Origin of the sequence: Enterococcus sp. 125944 (genome assembly GCF_051909435.1) — a bacterium.
GTDB classification, from domain to species: domain Bacteria; phylum Bacillota; class Bacilli; order Lactobacillales; family Enterococcaceae; genus Enterococcus_D; species Enterococcus_D gallinarum.
Map to the genome: position 1 here is coordinate 26,963 of NZ_JBQASY010000001.1, position 22,910 is coordinate 49,872.

Consider the following 22,910-nt stretch of genomic DNA (forward strand, 5'->3'; position numbering starts at 1 on the left):
CTCATTTTCTAAAAATAAGCTGAAATGTTTCCGTGAAAAAAATGTTTTTTCAGCAACTTTACAAAGTTTATCACAAAAGTCCGCCTTTGTCTTTAGATCAAAAGGCAAAGTGGTTGAGACAGAAGTGATTAGTTGCAAGAAATTACGGCTTATTACTGCAAAAGCGACCGCTTACCGTGCGTTCGAAAAAAGAGCTATGACAACCTTTTGTCACAGCCCTTAAAAATTACCAGCTTCCGGAAATTCCGCCCCCACTACTGGACCCACCGCCAAAGCCACCGAAATCACTATCCGAGCTTTTACTCTCTGCGATGACCTGTTCTTGTCGCGTGACATGATTGATGAGTAACAAATAAACTAAAGATTGATCCATAGTGGTTGGATTGTATTCACGACGAGCATTATTCAATAGTTCTGAACGATCTTCCCCCGAAAAATCACCTACTTGTTTTTGTAGATCTGGATGATTTTTATATACTTCATGGAGATCGATAGTAAACAAAGCATCCGTTTTAACAGAATCAATCAAGCTAGCTATTTCCTGAGAACTCGTCTGCACCATTTCAGGATACGTCTTTTCCTTCGTAAGCAGCATAGCCAAATAATCGTTGTTGAGACTACGCCGCTGAATTTCTTCTTCCGCCAACTGCTGAATCTCTTTTTTATACTGTGGAATCAAATAAGCATTTTCTGCAAGAATATCTCCAGTTAAATCATAATCTCGTAATTGTTCCTTGAGTTGCCGCTGCAATTGTGTTTCATAGGTTCGCAATGTGTCATGGCCTTGGGCTAACTCTTGCCCAAAGATCTTCAAATTTTTATGATCTTTCATATATTCTTGCACGAATTGATCGGCCAACTGCGGATTTTTCAATGCTTGTTGAATCATTTGGTTTCTAGCTGGTTGCGGACTGATTCTTTCAAACTCAGCTAATTGCCTCGGAATAACTTCACTAAGCAGGTACATTTTTAACGCCTTCAAACACTCTCCAGCAACAATATAGTGATTGAAGGTCTGATAATTCCTTCTTTTACTTGCCCATCTGTAAAAAGCCTTTTCATCAAACGCTGGATCCGAATGAATATGAGGAGGAATCACATTGGCTGCTTGAAAACTTTTCTTCGTTTGGCGCTTGCGCCAGCCTATCACTCCGCTAATAGCTGCAATAATCAATGCACTAACTGAACTAACAAGTTGCCAAAACAGCAACCAAAATTTCTTTGACTCTGCGGCTTCTCGGGCCTTTTTTTCTGCCAGTAGCTGTTGCCCATCCGCATAAATTTTGTTCAGACCAACCGTTTCGTCCGCTGTTTTCATTTCCTCATAGACGCGATCAGAAGCATTTAAAACAGCTTGATCATAGTCTTCATCACGCAAAAGATCTTTTGTATCTTCATCGATCAGGTCATCATCTGACAAATCAGAAAAAATATACGTTAAGCCATCCCCATAGCCTAAACGAAATTCCCGGTCCTCGATGGCAAACACAAAGACTAAGCCATTGTTATACGCGGATTGACCAAAACTGTATTCATCAAATAACTGATTGGTTACTGTCTCGATCGTTTGGCCGTCTAAGTTTTTAAGCGTGACAACAGCGTATTCTGGACTTCCTGGCAACGTTTGGAACCTCTCTTGGTTTAATTGATTGATTTTTGCGATTGTCTCTGCTGAGAGGACCCCTGCATTATCCTTCACAAAACTTTGACCAAATACTTTTTGGGGAACAAGTAGCACGAACATGACGATCACTACCAGTATGGAGCTGCCCACTACCCTCTTTTTCATTCTTGACACCCCTATCTGTATAAAATTACGTTAATTGTATATTATTTCCAGATGATCAGCATAGGGCTAAAGCCTTAGATCACAAAGAAGAAACTGCGAACTAAGTGCTACACTAAACAAAATGTCCGATTTTTTTACTAGCATCCCCTCCAAAATACCATTAGGTCTTTATGAGCGAATGTTCGAAAAGTAATCACCTTTTCGTCCAATCGAGAGCATTTGATTTTGTGTGTTCCTTATATCGCAGTTTCAGAAGATGATCAGTTTTTGAAAGAATGAATCGGCGCAGGAATTCGGCCGCCTCGCTGAATAAAGTCAGCAGATTTAGCTGGATTAACTTTCATAACAGGTGCTGTGCCTAGTAAACCACCAAATTCGATTCGGTCTCCTACTTGTTTTTCTTTAGCCGGAATGATACGTACCGCCGTTGTTTTATGGTTGATGACGCCGATTGCTGCTTCATCAGCAATCATCGCAGCAATCGTTTCTGCAGTAGTATCTCCAGGAATTGCGATCATGTCTAAGCCCACCGAGCAAATTGCTGTCATCGCTTCTAACTTTTCTAGATTCAACAAACCACTTTCAACTGCTTTGATCATGCCTGCATCTTCTGAAACCGGGATGAAAGCACCCGATAAACCACCAACATGATTGCAGGCCATGACGCCGCCTTTTTTGACGGCGTCGTTCAATAACGCCAATGCAGCCGTTGTCCCGTGAGTTCCAACGGATTCCAGACCCATTTCTTCCAAGATGAGCGCCACACTATCCCCTACAGCCGGAGTAGGTGCTAAAGAAAGATCGACGATCCCAAAAGGAACCCCTAAACGCTCTGAAGCTACCCGTCCGACGAGTTGCCCCATACGGGTTATTTTGAAAGCCGTTTTTTTGACTGTTTCTGCAACGACGTCAAAAGATTCTCCTTTGACTTTTTCAAGCGCACGCTTGACCACTCCAGGACCGCTGACGCCTACATTAATCTCGACATCTGCTTCTCCGACACCGTGAAAAGCACCGGCCATAAACGGGTTGTCTTCCACTGCGTTTGCAAAAACAACTAATTTCGCACATCCCATATCTGAAGCTTCAGCCGTTTGTTTGACTGTTTCCCCCATTAACCGAACAGCATCCATATTGATTCCAGCTTTGGTTGATCCAATATTGACCGAAGAACAGACAAAGTTCGTTGCTGCCAGCGCTTCTGGAATCGATTGGATCAATGCTAAATCACCGCCTTGATACCCTTTTTCAACCAGAGCACTGTAGCCACCGATGAAATTGACCCCTACTGTCTCAGCTGCCCGATCCAATGTTTTAGCTACCTTCACACAGTCTTGTGGCGTCGGTTGACTGGCTGCCACAACAACGGCAATCGGGGTAACAGAGATTCGCTTGTTGATGATTGGAATACCATATTCTGTTTCGATTTGTTCGCCAACTCGCACCAAGTTCTTGGCTTTTGTCGTAATTTTTTGATAGATTTTTTCGCACATCTGATCGATATCGTCATCGATACAGTCTAAAAGAGAGATTCCCATTGTAATGGTACGAATATCAAGATTTTCTTCTTCAACCATGCGAATGGTTTCTAGTATTTGATTGATTTCCATAGAAGACCTCCTATAATTTATGCATGGTATCAAAAATTTCTTGGTTTTGAATACTGATTTTAACACCTAGTGTTTCGCCTTTGGTATGCAATTGCTCACGAATCGTTTCAAAATCTGCATTTGCCTCCATCGATAATAACATCATCATCGTAAAGTATTCTTCCATGATGGTTTGTGAAACATCGAGGATATTGATGTCTAATTCTGCCAATAGTTGGCTAACCCCTGCGATGATCCCTACCTTGTCTTTTCCAATAACGGTCAATACTGCTTTCATAAGAGCCCGCCTTTCATAAAATTTTTCTTATTATAGCATAAGAAAACCGCACTTTCGATGAAACTTCATACGAAAGCGCGGTTTTTAGTAATAATGTTCGTCTTTATCCCAACCGTTCTTGTAAAACAGCTTGTGAATCAAAGGTATAAATGATTGGCTCTGCATTGGGGACATCGATTTTGTCGACTTCTTCTTCAGGTACATTCTCCAAATACTTCACTAAAGCCCGCAAACTATTGCCATGGCCTGTGATCAAGACATTTTTTCCTGATCGAATGAAGGGAACAACATCATCCGACCAAAAAGGGGTGATCCTTTCAACGACCATTCCTAGGTTTTCTCCTTTAGGAATCAAGCGTGGATCTAAGTCGTCATAACGACGATCAAAATGATTTTCTGAAACATACAGCGGCGGTTCATTATACCCTCGTCGCCACTTTTGGACTTGACCTTTTCCATAACGAGCAACCATTTCATCTTTATTGACACCGACTAACTGTCCGTAGTGTCGTTCATTCAACCGCCATGTCTTATAGGTAGGTACCCACAATTGAGCGCTTGCTTCCAAAACAGTGTTGCAGGTGATGATGGTTCGCTGAAGATAAGAAGCAAATGCTACATCAAAAGAAATACCCAATTCTTTGATTTTTTCTCCCGCTTGCCAAGCTTGTTCCCGACCCTTTGCTGTCAAGGCCACATCCAGCCAGCCCGTCCAATAGTTTTCAAAATTTGCTTCGCTTTCGCCATGCCGTATCAATACTACCTTCACTTGAACGCCTCCTCTTTGATTCATTATCTCAAGAAAAAAGCAAAATGTCTTGGGCAAAGTTCACAGAGGCATCCTTTTTTTATCTGAGTATACAAAAAGGCTAGGCATAAGTTGAGCCAGACCCGATCTTTAAGGAACAATTGTCCTCTCGAGAATCTTTCTGACTGTTTTTACTTATGTCCTAGCCTCATACGTGCATGGGTCTGTTCTTAAAATTTGGAGAAATTAATCAAGAATCGTTACTTGAACGGTCCGACGGCCCCATTGTTCGCATTGTGCATTTGTTGGGAAATGCACGTCGATGATATTTCCCTTGATCGCACCACCGGTATCGCTGGCGATGGCTTCTCCATAACCTTCAACATAAAGTCTTGTGCCTAGAGGGATCACAGATGGGTCCACCGCAACTGCCATCGGATTTTCCAACAAGTTTTGGCCGGTAGCTGTCACAGTTCCGCCGCCTAAAACATCTGCTGGATCAGAACTATATGCTGTTGCTTCCATCGTCATCGTTGTTCCAGAATAGCTGCTTGCTGCAGATTCAGATTGGTTTTCGTTGGCAGATTGGTCTTCTGCTTGTGTGGTTTCTTTTGCAGGTTGTTCACTTGCTTGGTTATCTGATGATACTTTTTTGTCGGTGTCAATAATCAGAGTTGTACCATCATAGATGATGTTAGGATCTTTCAGTTTGTTGTCTTTTGCAATTTGATCAATATGATCTAAATTACCAAAGTATTTTAAAGAAAGACCAGATAATGTGTCATCAGATTTCACCACGTGTTTGATTTCGTCTGCGTTAGCAGTTGTACTTAATGCAGCAAAACCAGCAATTGTGGCTGTAGTTAATACGAATGTTTTAATTGATTTCATAAATTTTATTTTCCTCGCTCTATGTAAGTTTTCGTCGTAACGACTTGATAAATAATAGCAAGATACGTTAAGTCCTTGGTAACAGTTCGATGACGAAATATTTCACTTTGATAAAAGAAATTAAATAACGTACCAAATAAAAAATAGAAATACTTAAAACCTTGCTAAATAAGGCTTTAATAGTAAACAGAAGATCGATTAACTGTTACAAGTTTCTTTTAAGCTAATCAAAAAAGCCGAATGAATCTTAAATATTTTCATAATTTCCGGAAATTTTCTGAAATAAATTTTCTTATATTACAAATTTGTAAAAAACAATTCAACCTGTAAACTTATAGAAAACACTGTTTTTTCTGAAAACTCAAATATATTTCGTGATTTTTCCAAGAAAGGGATTGACTTACCAAAAAGGTGTGATACGATATTTCTAACGTTTGTTGTATTTTTATACATAATTCAAGCTATTATTGTATTTTAAAACAAAAAAAGGAGTAATTGAATGAAAAAGATGTGTAAATGGTTCGCTTCAACAATGATACTGATCGTCCTGTTCTTTTGTGTTACCACAAAACTGGTACACGCTGAAACAACAGATCCCGTCTATGAAAAAATAAAACAAAATGGCGCATTGATCGTTGGCTTATCTGCGGATTATGCCCCCTATGAATTTCATACCACGATTGATGGCAAAGACGAAATTGTCGGCTTTGATCTATCAATTGCCAAAAAAATCGCTGATGATCTAGGTGTCGATCTTAAAATTGAAGAATTAGGTTTCGATGCGCTGTTAGGAGCATTAAAAACTGGAAAAATCGATCTTGTCATTTCGGGGATGGCTGCTACCGATGAACGTAAAAAGGAAGTCAACTTTTCTGACACTTATATGGAAGTCCAACAAAAAGTGATTGTTCGAAAAGAAGATCAGAACCGGTTTCAATCAACAGCAGATTTCAACGGTGTAGCTGTCGGTGCTCAAAAACAAACCACACAAGAAGAATTAGCTAAAAATGAGTTGTCCGGCTCACTTGTAACCTCTTTGCAAAAAGTTCCGGATCTGATCACAAATTTAAACTCAAAAAAAGTGGATGCTGTTGTGATGGAAGGTCCTGTGGCGGAAGCCTATGTTCAATCAAATGATAACTTAGCAATTGCCGACGATGTGGTCTTTGAGAAAGGTACGAAAGAAACAGCGATTGCTATTTCAAAAGAGGCGCCGCTGCTCCTGGAAAAAATCAATGCTTCCATCAAGACGATTGTCGATAACGATCTATTGAGTCAATATCAAGATGAAGCCTATGCTCTAATGTTCAATGAAGAAACAGGAGCACCTGAAGAAGGCTTCTTTAGCAAATATCTGCCCTTTTATCTCTCAGGAGCCGGTTATACTATTTTTTTAGCCTTTGTCGGTGTACTCTTTGGCTCGATTGCTGGTAGTCTACTGGCATTTATGAAACTTTCTGCGTCAAAAATTTTGCGTTGGATTGCGATTGTTTATATTGAATACGTGAGAGGTACCCCGCTCTTAGTACAGATCTTTATCGTTTATTTTGGGACTGGCGTACTAGGTCTGGATTTATCCAAATTAACGGCAGGTTGTATCGCTCTTGCACTTAATAGTGCCGCCTATGTGGCTGAAATCATTCGTGCGGGGATCAATGCGGTCAACAAAGGTCAGTTGGAGGCAGCCCGTTCATTAGGAATGAATCAAGTTCAAGCGATGCGCTTCATTATTTTTCCGCAAGCCATCAAGAACATTTTACCTGCTCTCGGCAATGAATTTGTGACAGTCATCAAAGAGTCTTCTGTTGTCTCTGTCATTGGTGTCTCCGAATTGATCTTCCAAACAGGGGTCGTCCAAGGTGCCAGTTTCAAACCTTTCCTACCATACGTGATTGTTTCCTTGATTTATTTTGTCTTGACTTTTGCTCTTTCACGATTACTAGGAGTTGCAGAAAGGAGAATGAAAACAAGTGATTAGCGTAAAAAAACTTTTAAAAAATTTTGGTGCGACAGAAGTTCTGAAAGAGATCGATCTTGAAATCTCCACGGGTGAAGTCGTTGTGATCATTGGACCTTCTGGAAGCGGCAAAAGTACTTTTCTGCGTTGTTTGAATCTTTTAGAACAACCTACCAGTGGTCAAATCGAATTTGAAGGAAACGATCTTTTGGCTAAAGAGATTGTGATCGATCAAATTCGTCAAAAAATGGGTATGGTATTCCAAAACTTTAATCTGTTTCCTCATAAAACAGTTTTGGAGAACATCACCATCAGCCCCATAAAAGTAAAAAAACAAGATCAAGAGACCGCTGAGAAAAAAGCCTACGCACTTTTGGAACAAGTTGGATTAGCGGACAAAGCGACTAGCTATCCTGCAAGTTTATCTGGTGGGCAACAGCAGCGAGTAGCTATTGCTCGTGCGTTGGCTATGGATCCAGATGTGATGCTTTTTGATGAGCCGACTTCTGCACTTGATCCGGAGATGGTTGGTGAAGTATTAGCGGTGATGCAGGCACTCGCCGAGAAAGGCATGACGATGGTCGTTGTGACTCATGAGATGGGCTTTGCCAAGCAAGTAGCGGATCGCGTGATCTTCATGGCTGACGGTATCATTCAAGAACAAGGAACACCTGAAGCGATCTTTGACCATCCGCAAAATAGCCGCACACAAGATTTTTTAAGAAAAGTACTATAAAAAATGGAGATGAACCTATGAAACAGTCGATGATTGCACAACGATTTCAAACACCCGAAGAAAATCTACTAATGGACATTGCAACGATTGCCAAGAAAACACCAAATTTGATAGATCTGTCCATCGGCGATCCTGATTTGATTACTGATCAGTCGATCATTGCTGCCGCTTTTACGGACGTCAAAAATGGACATACAAAATACACGGCTTCTGATGGCAGTGCCGATTTTATTCAAGCTGTTGTCGATTTTTATCAGACCCATTATGGATTGACTTTCTCCAACGATCAAGTACGGGCCTCAGTTGGTGCGTTACATGGCATGTATCTTGCTTTGTGCGCGATCTTGGATCCTGGAGATGAAGTAATTATCCATGAGCCTTACTTTTCTCCTTATAAGCAGCAAGTTGAAATGGCTGGCGGAAGCCCGGTTTTCATCCCTACCTTTGAAAAAGATGGTTTTCAGATCGCTATTGATGTATTAAAAGCAGCGATTACCGACAAAACAAAAGCCATTATCATTAATTCTCCCAACAATCCCACTGGTGCTGTCTTTTCGCCGACAACTTTTAAAGCAATTGCTGAAGTTGCCGAAGAAAATGATTTGTTGATCTTGTCAGATGAAGTGTACGAAGCCTTTTGTTTTATGGAAGAGTTTGTTCCTATGGCCACTTTTGCGCCTGAACGGACGATTACTTTTAGCAGTTTTTCAAAAGCTTTTGCTATGACTGGCTGGCGGATTGGTTACATGATCGCTCCTTTATCCATCAATCAGACAGCCAAGTTGATTAATGAAAGTATTGCTTATTCTGCTCCTACCCCCTCACAACGAGCGGGAATCTATGCGTTGAATCACTACGACGAACTTGTTCCAGCAGTCGTGGAAACCTTCAAAAAACGGCTAAGTTACATTCAGCAACGAGTCGCTACTATTCCTTTTCTTTCTTTGTCTCCTGTCAAAGGAAGTATGTATGCCTTCATCAACATAGAAAAAACTGGCTTGGATTCTGTTACTTTCGTTGAAAAACTTTTAAAAGATACTAGCGTGCTAATGATTCCCGGTAAAGCTTTTGGTGAGACGACTGGTGATCATTATGTCCGTTTAGCTGCTACGCAATCAATGCCAATGCTAAGAGAAGCCTTTGATCGCATTGAGCAGTTCACTTTTTAATCAACAAAAAATCCCTCTGCTCCAAGAGAGTGAATCACTCCCAAAAGTTAGCTTTTATGGCTAACTTTTGGCGAATGGTTCAATCACTCTAGTTGCAGAGGGATTTTTTTATTCTTTTTTTGCTTCTTCAATCAGTTTTGCTATTGCTTCTTTTTGATATTCTGCAGTGAATTGACTGATTTTTGCTTTTTGTTCCGCCGCATCCATTGTTGGGTCAGCCATCAAAGCGGCTTGCATCTTCTCTTGAACAAAAGTTTTTGCTTCTGTTTTCATCGCTTCTTGTTGGTTTTCAACAAGACTGGCTAGTTTTTTCGCTTGATCAACAGTTAAGAGAGTCCAAGAATCTGGAAGAGAGAACGTATTCTTTTCACGAATAAACTCTTCATCATTCCCAGCTATTCCAAACAAGAAACGATAAAAATCATTTTTATACGTCCAACGGGTCGTTTTCGTTTCTTTTTGTGCCGATTTGGCATCTTCGACGACATGATTCGTCACATGGTCCATTCTTGTTTGTTTTGGTTTCTTTTGCGACTCATCTGTGCGGTACAAATAGATTTTCTCAGTTCCATCACCCAAAGGTTGATACAACAGCATTGGCAACTGATCATTGTCACTGCTTGAAACTAACGGCTGTGTAGTCGTTGTGGTGGTTTTTTCCATCCCAAAATGTGCGGATAGATTGGCCATCATTGCTGTTAAGCTTAAGACAAAAACCAAACCAAAGAGAAGTGAAATAACAGTTTGGACTTTATTTTTGGCAAAAACATTTAATAACGCAAAGGCAATTACACTGATGACGACAATCACTAACATCATTTGCCGTCACCTCCTTTAAGAACAGTCAACTGAGGCTCTTTTTTCTTCAATGCAAAGGCAATCAAAAAGCCTAAAAAGCCAAAGACAACAGCGACATAAAAAGCAGCATGATAACCAGAAAGTGTTGCTTCGATCGCTTTTTCTTTGTAAGCAAGCGGTGTTGCCTTCAACAAGCCATCACTTGGAAGATTTCCTTTGGTTACATTTGATAAGACACTGATCAAAATCGCCGTTCCAATTGAGCTGGCAACTTGACGGAAAGTATTATTAACTGCTGTACCATGACTGATCAAGTTTCCTGGCAAAGCATTCATACCAGAAGTAGTAACTGGCATCATAACCATGGAAATCCCAAACATACGAATCGCATAAAGAATGACGATATGCAAGATCGGTGTGTCTTTTGTTAAAAAGGCAAAAGGCAATGTTGCAGCAGTCAAAATGAACATACCGGTAATAGCTAAACGCTTTGCCCCATACTTATCAAAAATTGCCCCAGTGATCGGCATCATCGCCCCCATTACCAATGCCCCAGGTAAAAGCATCAAACCAGAATGAAAGGCAGATTCTCCCCGAATATTTTGGATATATAAAGGCAAGACCATTTCTGCGCCCACCATGGCCATATTGGTCACACCGGAAAGAATGGCCGCTAATGTGAATGTTTTCGATGAAAAGACGCGTAATTCCAAAAATGGATGCTCGATGTGCAATTGTCGCCAAGCAAAAAAGGCGATAAACAAGACCCCAACTACTAAGAAACTAATGACCTCCACGCTTCCCCAGCCCTTGTCTCCGACACTGGAAAAACCATACAACAATGTTCCGAAACCGATGGTTGAAAGAATGGCAGAAAAAATATCAATTTTCGGATGAGACAGCTCGATAACACTCTTCATCAAGAAGACAGCTAAGATCAATACTAAAATAACGATTGGAATGACCATTCCAAACAAATAGCGCCAAGTATAGTGGTCAATGATCCAGCCGGATAGTGTTGGGCCTAAAGCTGGTGCCAACCCAATAACGATCCCCGACATTCCCATTGCAGAACCGCGTTTTTCTGGCGGAAAGATCGATAACATGATATTTTGCAACAACGGCATGGAGATACCAACACCGGCAGCTTGAATCAAACGACCTAATAGTAAGATCGAAAAATTAGGTGCTGCAAAACAAGCAATTGTACCAATTAAGAAAATCGTCATGGCAGTTAAATACAAATTTTTCGAATTGAATTTATTAATCAGCCAAGCGGTAATTGGAATCATGATCCCATTAACAAGCAAGAATCCGGTCGTCAACCATTGAACATCAGAAGCCGTAATATCGAAGGCATTCATCAAGGTTGGAAAGGCAGTCGTCAGTAATGTTTGATTCAATACTGTACAAAACGTACCGATCAGCAAAACGACAACCAATAAAGAACGATTGTACGGTTTACCGTATATATCTAAAGGACGATTATTTGTCATATTTCACACTCTTTTCACAAAATTTTTCAACAGCACTATACACTTTAAAACTTTCTCACTTATTTGTCAACCTACTTGACACAAAAGTAAAACAAGTTACAATATAAACAAATACCTTTACAAGAATGGAGAAAGCATGTCTCAAACCTTTCGTAAATTATTAGAAAATGACAATTTGCTGGTAGGGATCAGCGAGCTGAGCCAAATGTGTGAAGTCTCCCCGCGACAGTTACGCTACTGGGAACAAAAAGGATTGATCGAATCGGTCCCTCAAGAAGAGAATGCCCCACGTAAATATCGATTGCCTACGGTAATCAAAGTTGAATTGATCAAACGTTTCCTCGATGAAGGATTCACTTTGACAAAAGCCGTAGAAAAAGCAGAGGAAAAAATTCGGATCGCTCACCATATTCGCAAAGTCTTTACCGGGGTCCTGCAAAATTTGGAAGTGGTCGATGATCGATTCACGATCATCAGTCTTGGACCCATCAATGAATCCAATCAAATTCTGCATATTATTCATGACGATGTTTCCAATCAATTAAACTATGAATTATTACCGGAAAACCAACCCTTGACTATTGATAAATACCAACAACAATAACAGACTTTCAATGATCGAAAAAAGGATTGTCCCAGGCCCTCTTCTAGGCTTGCGACAATCCTTTTTTTCATTGTTGTTCGTAACGCTGAATTTTGCCGTCCAATCGACTCAATGTCTCTTTTAATTCCTCGAAACGTTGGCGTAGATTTTCACGTTCCTCGATCAATAGTTGTTTGCGAGCTTCTTTCGTTCTTTCCCCTTGCTGATACAAATCATTGTATTCAATCAAAGATTCCACTGATAAACCGGCGCTGCGCATGCATTTAATAAAATCAATCCATTGGATATCTTCTTCTGAATAATCCCGTACGCCATTGCTGGTACGTTTGATTTGCGGCAATAAGCCCACCCGCTCGTAATACCTTAAAGTTACAGGGGTCAATGAAACGATTTTTGCTACTTCTGAAATAGTCATTCGACTACACTCCTTTAATGACTTTGTTGTCCTCTTATGTGGCTGTGCCATAAGTCTTCTAGTAACACTATCCGAAACTATTATTGCTTCTGCGGTGCAGGGACTCTTCGTCGCAAAAGTAGGAGTCTAGAGCAATAGCATAGGAATCGGTTTAACTTGTTGAATGATGACTTATGACACAGTCCCGTCAAGCGATCGTTTTGACGATTTTTGCTGGTGTGCCAGCTACGACCACATTGGCAGGAACGTCTTTGGTTACCGTCGCATCTGCTGCCACGATGGCATTTTCTCCTACCGTTACTCCCGGTAAAATCGTCGCATTTGCACCAATCCATGCATTTTTCTTGATGACAATAGGTGCCACCCATAACCCACGACGCTTCTTCGGATCAGTCAGATGGTTGACAGTTATCAGACGAGCACCAGGTCCGATCAATACATGGTCTTTAATAAAAATACCACCTAAGTCAACAAAAGTCACATTAATATTAAGATAGACATTCCGACCAAATTGGATATGTCGTCCATAATCTGTATAAAAGGGCGTATTGACTGTTACGGACGCATCAATCTTTTCACCAGTGATCTGCTCGAGATACGCTCTGATTTTGTCAGCTGAATGGTACCCTTGATTCATTTCTCGAACCATCCGCTCATTGTATTCTTTGTATTGGTGGATTCGTTGAAAAATTGGTGCGTCTGCTAAAAGTTCACGATTGACTAGTTGTTGTTGAAAAGCACGATCCATATTTATTGCCTCATTTCATTCAAAGTTGTTGACTTTAGCATACTCCGTTAAAATAAAGATAACTAATACTTAATATGAATATAGAATAATTCCTTAAAGTTATAATACAAATAATCAAACGGAGGACGAGGAGATGGAACTACGTGTGATCAACTATTTTTTGGCGGTGGTCCGAGAAGGCACCATTACCAGAGCTGCCCAAACATTGCACCTATCCCAACCTACCCTTTCTAAGCAATTACAAGAATTAGAAGCTGAGTTAGGAACCAGGTTATTTGAAAGAGGTAGCCGAGAAATTCGATTGACAGATGAAGGTCGCTATTTCTACGAACGAGCCAAGGAGATCCAGCAATTGGTATCTACGACGAAGGCCAATCTTACTACGAAAGAACATATCAGCGGTGAGCTTACGATTGGCGGTGGCGAAACAGAAGCCTTTCGTTTGCTGGCTGAAATCATCACCGCTTTCCAAAAAAAACATCCTGCCGTCCTCACGCATATCTATAGTGGGAACGCAGATGATGTATTAGACAGAATCAATCGTGGATTGCTCGATTTTGGCTTAGTGATCGATCCTGTCGACAAGCAAAAATATGAGTATCTTCAGCTGCCCCATCAAGATCACTGGGGATTGTTACTCCGGGAAGATCACCCATTGGCGACTAAATCAGCGATTTCTGCATCCGATCTAGCGAAGGTCCCTCTTCTTGTTTCTCGTCAAACACAGGTGAACCAACAGTTGACAGATTGGCTGGGACAGTCGATTTCAGCGCACCAAATCGTAGGTACGTACAATTTGCTCTACAATGCTTCTCTTTTGGTTCAAAGTGGAGCTGGCTGTGCCTTATGTTTGGCGGGAATCGTGAATACCAAAGGAACTCCCTTAACTTTTATCCCATTGTCCCCTGCTTTCACCGCCAGAGTGAATCTTATTTGGAAAAAGCATCAGACATTTTCTCAAGCTGCTCAAGTATTTCTGTCAAAGGTTCAAGAAACATTTTCTTCTAAAAAAAATTAAACACTTACCTTTTGTTCTTCTGACCCATTCTTTCTGGTCACTTTCCCTATATTTTATTACTGAAACTTTTTTCTTGCCTTAAAGTCCAGGTGAAGTAGTATGCTAGATTTAGTACAAAAAGAAAGAAGGAAATAACATGATGAATGAAACATTTACGCTATCAAATGGTGTGTCGATTCCTAAAATTGGTTATGGTACATGGATGATTGAAGATAGTAAAGCGGCTGAAGCTGTAAAAAAAGCGATTGAAGTCGGTTATCGCCATATTGACACTGCCCAAGCATATCAAAATGAACGTGGGGTTGGTGAAGGCATTCGCTCGTCTGGCATCAATCGCCAAGAATTATTCGTAACGACGAAATTGGCAGCTGAAATCAAAAATTACGCTGAAGCCACAGATGCAATCAACGCCTCATTGGATCGTTTAGGATTGGATTACATTGATTTGATGATCATTCATAGTCCGAAACCATGGGCTGCCTTCCAAGAGGATGAGCATTACTTTGAAGGAAATGTCGCCGCTTGGCAAGCGCTGGAAGATGCCTACAAAGAAGGAAAAATCCGGGCAATTGGGGTCTCAAATTTTGAAAAAGCAGACTTACAAAACTTATTTGATTATGGTACGATCAAACCAATGGTCAATCAAATTTTAGCCCATATTGGTCATACCCCCTTCGACTTGATCGACTATTGTCAAAAAAATCATCTGCTTGTGGAGGCTTACTCTCCGATTGCTCATGGAGAAATGATGGCAAATCATGAAATTACCGCTATGGCTGAAAAATATCACGTTTCAGTACCGCAGCTAGCGATTCGCTATTGCCTCCAACTAGATCTCCTTCCTTTACCAAAAACAGTATCCATGGAACATATGAAGAACAACGCTGATGTGTCTTTTGCAATTTCAGAAGAAGATATGACTCACTTAAAAGGAATCACTATGAATGATTATGGCTCGAACAATGAGATTCCTGTGTTCAAACGGGCCGCTACAAAATAATTGCAACGAAAGATCGCTTTTCCAGAAACAGCTCTGCCTTGGTGCTGATGTTTTTGGAAAAGTTTTTTGTTTAAAAACTTAAGTTACCAAGTAGTTGCTGCAGTTGTTGTGGCTATAGTCGCTGTTTTTGACCTTCACTTTTAAGAAAGACTGCCTGCTGAAAGCAGAAATAATCGGTTTTCACAGGGATCTTTGGCCATTGACTCATTCAGAGAGAAATCATTTACAAGAGCTATTTTTCCATGCTATAGTCCCTTTGAAGACCCTCGATCGAATTTCAGATTGAAGGCTATTGCTAGTCAGTTGATTGATAATTAGGAGGCAACGTCCATGAACAAAACAGAATTTTTACAAGCAATATCTGGTGGCTTGATCGTTTCTTGTCAAGCTCTGCCAGGGGAACCCTTTTATACCGAAGAAGGTGGCGTGATCCCTCTTTTTGCGGTGGCAGCTCAAGAAGCAGGTGCGGTCGGAATTCGTGCCAACTCTGTACGAGACATCCAGCAAATCAAAGAAAAAGTGTCCTTGCCAATCATCGGTATCATAAAAAGAGACTACCTACCTGAAGAACCGTTCATCACTGCTACGATGCGCGAAGTAGATGAATTAGTTGCAACCGGTGTCGAAGTCATTGCGCTGGATTGTACTTTGCGAAAAAGGCACGATGGTCTAACCATCAATGCATTTATCAAAAAAATCAAAGAAAAGTATCCTGACCAGCTGCTGATGGCAGATATTGCGACTTTTGAAGAAGGCCGCAATGCTTACCAAGCTGGGGTCGATTTTGTTGGCACAACATTAGCGGGTTATACCAAAGACCGTGAGCCAACAGATGGACCCGACCTCGAACTGATCCAACAACTTGTCGCTGAACAGTTGCCCGTCATCGCTGAAGGAAGAATTCATTCTCCTGAACAAGCCAAACAAGTTCAGCGTCTAGGGGTTGCAGGTATCGTGGTAGGCGGTGCGATTACCCGCCCCAAAGAAATCGCGGCTCGTTTTATCACAGAATTATCCAATTAGTTTCATAAAGAATCGCATACTTCTAGGGCTTCTAGCGAACAAGCCTCTGATGGCTGAATAAGGGTACCATGATTTTAGATGCATCTGACACAGGTGCATCTTTTTTTGCAGGTATTCTATTCTTTGTACTATTTTTCCTCTGTTGAATTTGATTGCTGATAACCGGGAGTTTCCCTTGTGAGTCGAGTCACATTTTTTGTTGTCTTTTTTAGAATACTTTATACTGAAAGAAAGAGGAGAAAGTGAGTGAAGAAAATGACAAAAATCAATGCAGGTGTCGCCATGGTAAAAGTCTTTGAGGCTTGGGGGATCGATCACATTTATGGCATTCCCGGCGGTTCATTTAATTCCACAATGGATGCACTATACCAAGAACGCGAATCCGTTCGCTATATCCAAGTTCGCCATGAAGAAGCAGGCGCTCTCGCCGCCGCTGCTGATGCCAAACTAACTGGTAAAGTCGGGGCTGTCTTTGGCTCAGCAGGCCCTGGAGCTACCCACCTAATCAATGGATTGTATGATGCTCAAATGGATAATGTGCCCGTAGTAGCATTACTCGGTCAAGTGGCATCAAGTTCAATGAATTACAATGATTTCCAAGAAATGAATGAAAATCCGATGTTTGCGGATGTCAGCATCTACAATCGAACGGTCATGTCCCCTGAAAGTCTACCACACGTGGTAGATGAAGCTATCAAGGCTGCCTATAAATTTCGGGGCGTCGCTGTCGTGACGATTCCCGTTGATTTTGGCTTTAAAGAGATTGAAGCCCAAGAGATCGCCACAGCCAAAAACCATAAAACTGGGGTTATCCTACCTAATGAAGCAGACTTAAAAGCTGCCCTCCCCTATTTTGAACAAGCAAAAAAACCCGTTCTTTATATTGGACAAGGGGTGTTCGGCGGATTTCCAGCGATCAAAGAATTTTCCGAGTTCTTTTCAATGCCAGTTGCGGCTTCTGTTTTGGCGAAAGGAATCGTTCCTGATATGTATAAGAATTTTCTTGGCTTTGCCGGAAGAGTTGCCACGAAACCTGCGAACGAAGCACTAGCCGAAGCGGATCTGATTGTCTTCGTGGGGAGCGATTTTCCATTTGGTCGTCGTTTCTTTAATCCGAAAGCCAATTTTGTTCAAGTTGACATTGACTCCTCGAAATTTGGGCGTCGGCACAACACAGATGTCTCGGTGTTAGGCGATGGGATCACTGCGTTGAATCAATGGGTCACCCTAGGAACCGAACGACCAGCAGACCAATGGCTGGCAGCAAATCAAGAAAACATTGTTCGCTGGCATGCTTGGCGCCATCACTTTGACACCAATCAACAAGCTCCTCTTCGTCCAGAACCGATCTTCAAAGAAATTAACCGCATTGCCGAGCCGAATGCGATTTTCGTCAGTGATGTCGGAAATGTGACGATCAACAGTATTCGACATTTAGACATGACAGGAGAACAGCGTTTTACCACTTCTGGCTGGTTCGCTACGATGGGGAACGGTGTTCCAGGAGGAATTGCCGCCCAATTGAGTTTCCCCGATCGCCAAGTCTTTACATTGAGTGGGGATGGCGGTTTCGCCATGCAAATGCAGGATATTTTGACCCAAGTCAAATACCAATTACCAATCATCAATATCGTCTTCTCTAATGATTCTTTTGGATTTATTGAAGCAGAACAAGAGGATACCGAACAAAAGAAATTTGGAGTCTTTCTAGAAGGCGCAGACTTTGGGAAAGTTGGGGAAGCACTTGGTGCAAAAGGATATACTATCACTCGTTACGAAGACCTAACACCTGCTTTTGATGCAGCAAAAACCAGCAACGGCCCTGTAGTTATTGATATCAAGATCGAAAATGCTCGTCCACTTCCTGTAGAGGAATTGAAATTGGATCCAGAAAAATTTTCGGCAGCTGAAATCGCCGCCTTTAAAGAAAAATACCAAGTCCAAGAAATGCCTACTTTGAGAGAACTGCTTAAAGGTAATTAGCATAAAGCTATGCCCTAAGAAACAAAAAAGACCGAACAATCAATCTGACACTTCCAATGTTTTTCGCGGAAGTTGTCAGGCATTGTTTGGTCTTTCTTTTTTGTGTTTTAGATCACAAATATGATTGGTTTGACTCCCTTTGCAAATCAATCAAGAAACAGTCTGGAAAAACGTTCGCAATTCTTGCTTTCTTGCAGCTGAAATCTGCGTTTTAGGAATTCCTTGTATTGCTCCCTCAATCCCATAGAGCATGTGTAGACAAGCCCCGGGATCCCGTTGGGTACGAATACGCATAAAAATGGTTTCTGCTGTTGCAGACTTCATTTTCTCCACCGAATCGATGCCAATCGCATGCAAGTGTTCGGCAAGAACCTTTCCTACATTCGGTATTTTTTGTAATTCTTCCATGATACTCCTCCTCTCAACGATGTTTCTGCAGTTTTATATTTATTGCACAAATCTTGTTTGATTGTTACCCTATATTCCTTCACAAATCTGCATTAATTTTGATGGGCAGAAAAAGGAAGCTTCATCAGAAACAATAAGACTTTTTTCATTTTATCTCTCCTCTTTATTTTAGCGAATTGTCCCCTAAAATGTAACCCTACCGTTTACTTCTTTAGCAACATCGCAATTGTTTCACTCTCTTTCGTATAGCTTTCGCCACAAACGTTGCTATAAAGCTGATACTCTTTAAATCCAACCGCAGCCAGTTCGGCAGCCAATGAGTGCTCTGTAAAACAACTAGTCCACACATTGTAAGTTATCTGATCCTCTTGAGTGATCACCATTGTTTGATCTAGCCAGACAAAGTTGGGATATTTACTGGTCTTATTCAATGCAAGATAGGAGTTCTCGCTCCAAAAGCCAGCTCCTTCTGAGTAGTCCCATGATTGCTGCACTACAGTCTGATCATATTTCGTTGCACTAAAGACATCTAGCAAGAATTTTCCGCCAGGCTTCAACCAGCGATAAATGTTTGCTGCCAGCAGATGTCGATCGTTTGCAGGTAATGCACCAAAGTCGCAATAGATCATCACGATCAAATCAAAAGTTTCTGTCAATTCCATCTCAAGGTAGTCTTGTTTTAGGTAGGAAATAGGCAACTGTTTTTTTCGTGCAGACTCTTTTGCATAGTCGATCGATCGCTTTGAGAAATCTACCCCTGTTACTTGATAGCCAGATTCAGCAAACAATTCTGAATAGAGCCCTGGTCCACACCCTAGATCAAGAAGGGTTGGATAATCTGCTGGTGGAACTTTTTGACAGATCCAGCTAGCAGATTTTTTGATAAAGGACCGATTTCGACTGGCCCCATCTATACTCGGATCCAAATGATTTTCTAGCATTTTCTGAGAAATATAGTCATCCGTCCAGAATGGGGTATCGGTTTGTTGATAGATTTTTGGCTGTTTAATGAAGTCTTTCATTTTGTTTCGCATTTTTCTGCTCCTTTGATTGATTATTTGTGTAACTGAATAGTTTTCTTTAGTCCTCCTTTTGCATGATTACTATAAAAGAATAAAAAAAAGCGATGGTTACCCATCGCTTCCGTGAAAAGAGAAGTTAGAGTAAGATAAAATCAATAGCTAGGCAACTTAAATAAACCTACAAAAGCGGTTATTTTTAGCCTGTTCAATTGATTTTATTTACTCTTTTCCAGTCATACCTATAGCACTGATTGTGTACTATCAGCTATGCCGAACTTCATCACCTGTTCATTCAATTATGACTATACTTTACCACATTAAAGCAGTTGCAGCAAACCCTTTCACGATTTTGCGTTCAACGTTACGAGCATATGCGATTAAGAAAATGGCCATACGTTTAAGTGATTTTTTTAAGTTTTTGATCAACGACTTGATAGACCTCATTAGCAACTTGATCAACAAATAATTGATCATGAGAAGTAAATATAACTGTTCCAAGATAATCCCTCATTAGTTTTTCCAGGGCTTCAATCGTAGGAAGATCAATAAAATTAGTTGGTTCATCTAAAATGAGAACATTTGCTGGTTTAACAAAAAGCAGCGCAATTTGAACTCGTGTCGCTTCTCCTCCGCTCAATTTTTTTACGGGCTTTAAAATTTCTGTTTGACAAAAACCAAGGTTATGCAAAATACTTCTGACAAATGATTCAGAATAATCGGTTTGTTTCATTAAATAAACAAGAATTGATTCCGATTCAGTCATTTTATAGGACAATTGTTGGTAACTAGCAAAAACTACCTTAGGAGATAAGACAATTCCTTTACCATCATTTAAAATATGATTCAATAAAGTCGTTTTTCCACAACCATTTGCACCTACAATCGCGATACGCTTTCCTAATCCAAATTGAAAATCACAATCATCAAACAAAACTCTCTGTTCATATTGAATTGAAACGTTGTCTCCTTTTATCGGATAAGGATTATGAATTTCTATGCCTTTTGGTGCTGGAAAAATAATTTGTCTCGGCTCAGTCAATGAATGATGCTCACCTAAATGATCCAAACGGCTTTTCATTGCCTTTGCTGTTTTATGAAGATTCTTTTGAATTGTATCCTTTTGTTTGGATGATGCCAATCGATCAGGACGACTATTTTTCTGCTGCATTTTTTTAGAAACTTTACTAATCTTTTCAGCTTGCTGAAGTTTACTTTCAATCGCCGCTTCCAAGCGCTTCTTTTCTTTCAAGTGACTTTCAAGCGCATGTTTTTGATGCAGTAATTCCATTTCCTTTTGCTGTTTATACGCATCAAAGTTTCCGTGATATTCCCGTACACACCCCTGATCAATTTCCCAAATTTTCGTTGCTAATTGGTTCAAGAAAAACCGATCATGACTGACAAAAAGCAATGTACCATAGTAATGCCTCAACTCCTCAATAAGCAATGAAATACTTTTCTGATCCAGATGGGTGGTAGGTTCATCCAACAAAAGACCCATTTCATAGTTCGATAGTGTTCGAACCAATCGTGACTTTGCGGCTTCCCCACCGCTCCAGCTATCCATTGAATGTTTTGGTAACGAAAAGCGGCTCATGATTTCCCAGTCAACGGATGAAAAATCGTAAGAATCCTCGATCCCTCCAATTTGGGCAAAATAATTAAAGGTCGTGGTTGTCTGAATCGTGCCACTATCAGACTGGATTTCTCCAGTAATTAATTTTAACAGTGTTGACTTTCCTTCACCATTTCTACCAATGATCCCGATTCGTTCTCCATGATAGGCGGATAACGCCTCAATTGACAAGACTTCTTTAGCGCCATATTGTTTTTTGATCTGTTTGAATTGGACTGTTAATGTTTCCATGAATGATCTCCCTCTCTCGTCTAGGAAAAAGGAAAACACAAAAAAGGCATAGCCTGGCGCTATCCCTTCATAAATAATTGGAAAAGTAGACACTCATCCCTTGAAATCGCGATCACCTAGACTTTTGAATAGTATTAAATTAACGATTCAAAAGATCGATCCACAATTTCATTGCCGCTGTCATGACTTTTCCTCCTTCAGTAAATGATTTCCTTAAGTATAGCAGATCCGAAAATACTTGTACAGAAAGGTTCGCATGAGTTCGCTGGAAGTCCCTTACACCAGTGTGTCCTATAATTTCAGCGGAAGATCTGTCATCCTGCGAGCTCATGGGATCGTCTGCTAATCAAATCATTCCTTCGTAATCACTTGATACATTTTCGCGATATCCTCGGCTGCCATCGTGACTTTAGATTTTTCGATCAATACATTCTTCCCTGTCATAATATAAGAAGGCAATAAGCGGATCTTTCCATAGTAGATTTCAGTCTGGCGTATTTTATAAGTTGCAACGGAGGGAATCGCATTCTTTTTTTGCTGCTTTTTGGCGATTTGATTGAAGGCTTTTTTGGCGACATCCCCCATTAGCATAATCACTTCAATATTTGGAAATAACGACAACTCTTTTTCTAATAGCGGTAGATTTTCAGTGATCGTTTGTGTTTCAATTGTCGTCGTGTGTTTTGGCGTTTTGATCGCATTGGTCAAATAAATCCCTAAATCCAATAAGTCATGGGCAGAATCTACATAGATCCCAGCTTGTTGAAACAACGGCAACGTCGTAGAAAGATAAGCGCCATCTGTTGCCCCATAAAAATCATCTGTTGGATCTAGGGGAACGACTTCATTGATCAATACTGCTTTAATGGTTTTCGGATCGACTTCAATATCATTCAAAAAAATACTTTTTTCTGCTCCAGCCATCAATGCCTCTTTCACATTCATTTTCTCACTCCGTTCCTATTCTCTTTTCCTTAATCATACAAAAGGAAAGCGGCGAAGTCGAGGAGTACTTTGTGTTGAGAAAATCAGTCGGTACCCCTCTCTAAAAGAGACAAAAAACTGCGTAAGGAGGATTTCCTTACGCAGTTATACTCAATGAGTCGCGCTCATTTATTACTTATTGTAAATCTTTGGTCCTTTACGCATATTCTTGCGATCATTTTTTGGTGTGTCCATTTGTTTCGAACGGCCACCACCTTGTTTCTTTTTGATCAGTTCAAGCATTTTTTCTTTTTGGTTCACTATTTCCACCTCGTTTTCCCCAGCCCCTCTCTTATCTGATAAAACAAATCACTTTGATAAAAGAATTTAGCATCCTGATTAAATCTACTTGGATTTTGACCGTTTG

22 protein-coding genes are annotated in these 22,910 nt (G+C 40.6%); 8 read left to right on the forward strand and 14 right to left on the reverse strand.

What is annotated here, in order from left to right; all coding sequences use genetic code 11:
* Positions 1 to 226: 226 nt before the first annotated feature.
* The 5 genes from ACTFWY_RS00130 to ACTFWY_RS00150 all read right to left on the reverse strand — a co-directional run bounded on the left by ACTFWY_RS00130 (position 227) and on the right by ACTFWY_RS00150 (position 5,315).
* Positions 227 to 1,789, reverse strand: a complete 1,563-nt coding sequence (locus ACTFWY_RS00130; RefSeq protein ID WP_138371823.1) for a TPM domain-containing protein — start codon at positions 1,787 to 1,789, stop codon at positions 227 to 229.
* Between the two features lie 260 nt (positions 1,790 to 2,049).
* Positions 2,050 to 3,399 (reverse strand): PFL family protein, encoded by a 1,350-nt coding sequence (locus ACTFWY_RS00135; RefSeq protein ID WP_311811090.1) that lies wholly within the window; start codon positions 3,397 to 3,399, stop codon positions 2,050 to 2,052.
* A 10-nt stretch (positions 3,400 to 3,409) separates the two neighbouring features.
* On the reverse strand, positions 3,410 to 3,676 hold the full coding sequence (locus tag ACTFWY_RS00140) for an ACT domain-containing protein (RefSeq protein WP_003127269.1): 267 nt from the start codon (positions 3,674 to 3,676) through the stop codon (positions 3,410 to 3,412).
* A 103-nt stretch (positions 3,677 to 3,779) separates the two neighbouring features.
* On the reverse strand, positions 3,780 to 4,445 hold the full coding sequence (locus ACTFWY_RS00145; RefSeq protein WP_021150912.1) for a 2,3-bisphosphoglycerate-dependent phosphoglycerate mutase: 666 nt from the start codon (positions 4,443 to 4,445) through the stop codon (positions 3,780 to 3,782).
* Positions 4,446 to 4,670: 225 nt separating this feature from the next.
* The gene (locus tag ACTFWY_RS00150) at positions 4,671 to 5,315 is read right to left on the reverse strand and encodes a 3D domain-containing protein (protein ID WP_021150913.1); all 645 of its coding nucleotides are present in this window, start codon (positions 5,313 to 5,315) and stop codon (positions 4,671 to 4,673) included.
* 499 nt (positions 5,316 to 5,814) lie between these two features.
* On the opposite strand from ACTFWY_RS00150, the gene ACTFWY_RS00155 reads away from it, so the two are divergent.
* The 3 genes from ACTFWY_RS00155 to ACTFWY_RS00165 are packed head-to-tail and all read left to right on the forward strand — an operon-like array spanning position 5,815 to position 9,177.
* Entirely contained in the window at positions 5,815 to 7,293 is a 1,479-nt protein-coding gene (locus tag ACTFWY_RS00155; protein WP_005472565.1) for an ABC transporter substrate-binding protein/permease, read from the forward strand.
* Positions 7,286 to 8,008 carry an amino acid ABC transporter ATP-binding protein gene (locus ACTFWY_RS00160; protein ID WP_113849766.1) on the forward strand — a complete coding sequence of 241 codons (723 nt, stop codon included), beginning with the start codon at positions 7,286 to 7,288 and terminating at the stop codon, positions 8,006 to 8,008. The genes ACTFWY_RS00155 and ACTFWY_RS00160 overlap by 8 nt, the downstream gene beginning before the upstream one ends.
* A 17-nt stretch (positions 8,009 to 8,025) precedes the next feature.
* Positions 8,026 to 9,177, forward strand: coding sequence for a pyridoxal phosphate-dependent aminotransferase (locus ACTFWY_RS00165; protein ID WP_242387385.1), 1,152 nt, complete (start codon positions 8,026 to 8,028; stop codon positions 9,175 to 9,177).
* A 108-nt stretch (positions 9,178 to 9,285) separates the two neighbouring features.
* Here the strand turns inward: ACTFWY_RS00165 and ACTFWY_RS00170 are convergent, their stop codons facing one another.
* The gene (locus ACTFWY_RS00170) at positions 9,286 to 9,996 is read right to left on the reverse strand and encodes a DUF4811 domain-containing protein (RefSeq protein WP_060815127.1); all 711 of its coding nucleotides are present in this window, start codon (positions 9,994 to 9,996) and stop codon (positions 9,286 to 9,288) included.
* On the reverse strand, positions 9,993 to 11,471 hold the full coding sequence (locus tag ACTFWY_RS00175; RefSeq protein WP_060815128.1) for an MDR family MFS transporter: 1,479 nt from the start codon (positions 11,469 to 11,471) through the stop codon (positions 9,993 to 9,995). The genes ACTFWY_RS00170 and ACTFWY_RS00175 overlap by 4 nt, the downstream gene beginning before the upstream one ends.
* A 136-nt stretch (positions 11,472 to 11,607) precedes the next feature.
* Between ACTFWY_RS00175 and ACTFWY_RS00180 the strand changes: the two genes are divergently transcribed.
* A complete protein-coding gene (locus ACTFWY_RS00180) occupies positions 11,608 to 12,075 on the forward strand; it encodes a MerR family transcriptional regulator (RefSeq protein WP_195957703.1) in 468 nt (155 codons plus the stop codon).
* Positions 12,076 to 12,142: 67 nt separating this feature from the next.
* Here the strand turns inward: ACTFWY_RS00180 and ACTFWY_RS00185 are convergent, their stop codons facing one another.
* Together ACTFWY_RS00185 and ACTFWY_RS00190 are read right to left on the reverse strand one after the other, a co-directional pair.
* Positions 12,143 to 12,490, reverse strand: a complete 348-nt coding sequence (locus tag ACTFWY_RS00185) for a MerR family transcriptional regulator (RefSeq protein ID WP_103300079.1) — start codon at positions 12,488 to 12,490, stop codon at positions 12,143 to 12,145.
* Between the two features lie 187 nt (positions 12,491 to 12,677).
* Complete coding sequence (locus tag ACTFWY_RS00190) at positions 12,678 to 13,238, reverse strand: sugar O-acetyltransferase (protein ID WP_103300078.1); 561 nt, start codon at positions 13,236 to 13,238, stop codon at positions 12,678 to 12,680.
* 133 nt (positions 13,239 to 13,371) lie between these two features.
* Between ACTFWY_RS00190 and ACTFWY_RS00195 the strand changes: the two genes are divergently transcribed.
* The 4 genes from ACTFWY_RS00195 (at position 13,372) to spxB (ending at position 18,262) form a co-directional block, all read left to right on the forward strand.
* Positions 13,372 to 14,256, forward strand: a complete 885-nt coding sequence (locus ACTFWY_RS00195; RefSeq protein ID WP_123836343.1) for a LysR family transcriptional regulator — start codon at positions 13,372 to 13,374, stop codon at positions 14,254 to 14,256.
* A 136-nt stretch (positions 14,257 to 14,392) separates the two neighbouring features.
* Positions 14,393 to 15,256 (forward strand): aldo/keto reductase, encoded by an 864-nt coding sequence (locus tag ACTFWY_RS00200; protein ID WP_138371814.1) that lies wholly within the window; start codon positions 14,393 to 14,395, stop codon positions 15,254 to 15,256.
* A gap of 330 nt (positions 15,257 to 15,586) precedes the next feature.
* Positions 15,587 to 16,279 carry an N-acetylmannosamine-6-phosphate 2-epimerase gene (locus ACTFWY_RS00205; protein WP_003127257.1) on the forward strand — a complete coding sequence of 231 codons (693 nt, stop codon included), beginning with the start codon at positions 15,587 to 15,589 and terminating at the stop codon, positions 16,277 to 16,279.
* Between the two features lie 255 nt (positions 16,280 to 16,534).
* Complete coding sequence (gene spxB, locus ACTFWY_RS00210; RefSeq protein ID WP_103300106.1) at positions 16,535 to 18,262, forward strand: pyruvate oxidase; 1,728 nt, start codon at positions 16,535 to 16,537, stop codon at positions 18,260 to 18,262.
* A gap of 150 nt (positions 18,263 to 18,412) precedes the next feature.
* Here spxB and ACTFWY_RS00215 read toward each other — a convergent pair whose 3' ends face one another.
* From ACTFWY_RS00215 to ACTFWY_RS00235, 5 genes are all read right to left on the reverse strand, one after another.
* Complete coding sequence (locus tag ACTFWY_RS00215; protein WP_003127255.1) at positions 18,413 to 18,670, reverse strand: TfoX/Sxy family protein; 258 nt, start codon at positions 18,668 to 18,670, stop codon at positions 18,413 to 18,415.
* Between the two features lie 203 nt (positions 18,671 to 18,873).
* Positions 18,874 to 19,704 (reverse strand): class I SAM-dependent methyltransferase, encoded by an 831-nt coding sequence (locus ACTFWY_RS00220; RefSeq protein ID WP_208775272.1) that lies wholly within the window; start codon positions 19,702 to 19,704, stop codon positions 18,874 to 18,876.
* Between the two features lie 385 nt (positions 19,705 to 20,089).
* Positions 20,090 to 21,559: a ribosomal protection-like ABC-F family protein gene (gene abc-f / locus ACTFWY_RS00225; RefSeq protein ID WP_311811087.1), complete on the reverse strand. Its 1,470-nt coding sequence runs from the start codon at positions 21,557 to 21,559 to the stop codon at positions 20,090 to 20,092.
* A gap of 351 nt (positions 21,560 to 21,910) precedes the next feature.
* Positions 21,911 to 22,504, reverse strand: a complete 594-nt coding sequence (locus tag ACTFWY_RS00230) for a uracil-DNA glycosylase family protein (RefSeq protein ID WP_103300073.1) — start codon at positions 22,502 to 22,504, stop codon at positions 21,911 to 21,913.
* A 171-nt stretch (positions 22,505 to 22,675) separates the two neighbouring features.
* Complete coding sequence (locus ACTFWY_RS00235; RefSeq protein ID WP_005472549.1) at positions 22,676 to 22,804, reverse strand: hypothetical protein; 129 nt, start codon at positions 22,802 to 22,804, stop codon at positions 22,676 to 22,678.
* Positions 22,805 to 22,910: the final 106 nt, after the last annotated feature.

Excerpts from the sequence above, each read along its gene's own strand:
- ACTFWY_RS00220 (WP_208775272.1), bottom strand. The coding sequence starts at position 19,704 with ATGCGAAACAAAATGAAAGACTTCATTAAACAGCCAAAAATCTATCAA.
- ACTFWY_RS00180 (WP_195957703.1), top strand. The coding sequence starts at position 11,608 with ATGTCTCAAACCTTTCGTAAATTATTAGAAAATGACAATTTGCTGGTA.
- ACTFWY_RS00215 (WP_003127255.1), bottom strand. The coding sequence starts at position 18,670 with ATGGAAGAATTACAAAAAATACCGAATGTAGGAAAGGTTCTTGCCGAA.
- ACTFWY_RS00140 (WP_003127269.1), bottom strand. The coding sequence starts at position 3,676 with ATGAAAGCAGTATTGACCGTTATTGGAAAAGACAAGGTAGGGATCATC.
- spxB (WP_103300106.1), top strand. The coding sequence starts at position 16,535 with ATGACAAAAATCAATGCAGGTGTCGCCATGGTAAAAGTCTTTGAGGCT.
- ACTFWY_RS00135 (WP_311811090.1), bottom strand. The coding sequence starts at position 3,399 with ATGGAAATCAATCAAATACTAGAAACCATTCGCATGGTTGAAGAAGAA.
- ACTFWY_RS00130 (WP_138371823.1), bottom strand. The coding sequence starts at position 1,789 with ATGAAAAAGAGGGTAGTGGGCAGCTCCATACTGGTAGTGATCGTCATG.
- ACTFWY_RS00230 (WP_103300073.1), bottom strand. The coding sequence starts at position 22,504 with ATGAATGTGAAAGAGGCATTGATGGCTGGAGCAGAAAAAAGTATTTTT.
- ACTFWY_RS00200 (WP_138371814.1), top strand. The coding sequence starts at position 14,393 with ATGATGAATGAAACATTTACGCTATCAAATGGTGTGTCGATTCCTAAA.
- ACTFWY_RS00195 (WP_123836343.1), top strand. The coding sequence starts at position 13,372 with ATGGAACTACGTGTGATCAACTATTTTTTGGCGGTGGTCCGAGAAGGC.
- ACTFWY_RS00185 (WP_103300079.1), bottom strand. The coding sequence starts at position 12,490 with ATGACTATTTCAGAAGTAGCAAAAATCGTTTCATTGACCCCTGTAACT.
- abc-f (WP_311811087.1), bottom strand. The coding sequence starts at position 21,559 with ATGGAAACATTAACAGTCCAATTCAAACAGATCAAAAAACAATATGGC.
- ACTFWY_RS00155 (WP_005472565.1), top strand. The coding sequence starts at position 5,815 with ATGAAAAAGATGTGTAAATGGTTCGCTTCAACAATGATACTGATCGTC.
- ACTFWY_RS00165 (WP_242387385.1), top strand. The coding sequence starts at position 8,026 with ATGAAACAGTCGATGATTGCACAACGATTTCAAACACCCGAAGAAAAT.
- ACTFWY_RS00190 (WP_103300078.1), bottom strand. The coding sequence starts at position 13,238 with ATGGATCGTGCTTTTCAACAACAACTAGTCAATCGTGAACTTTTAGCA.
- ACTFWY_RS00205 (WP_003127257.1), top strand. The coding sequence starts at position 15,587 with ATGAACAAAACAGAATTTTTACAAGCAATATCTGGTGGCTTGATCGTT.
- ACTFWY_RS00175 (WP_060815128.1), bottom strand. The coding sequence starts at position 11,471 with ATGACAAATAATCGTCCTTTAGATATATACGGTAAACCGTACAATCGT.
- ACTFWY_RS00150 (WP_021150913.1), bottom strand. The coding sequence starts at position 5,315 with ATGAAATCAATTAAAACATTCGTATTAACTACAGCCACAATTGCTGGT.
- ACTFWY_RS00170 (WP_060815127.1), bottom strand. The coding sequence starts at position 9,996 with ATGATGTTAGTGATTGTCGTCATCAGTGTAATTGCCTTTGCGTTATTA.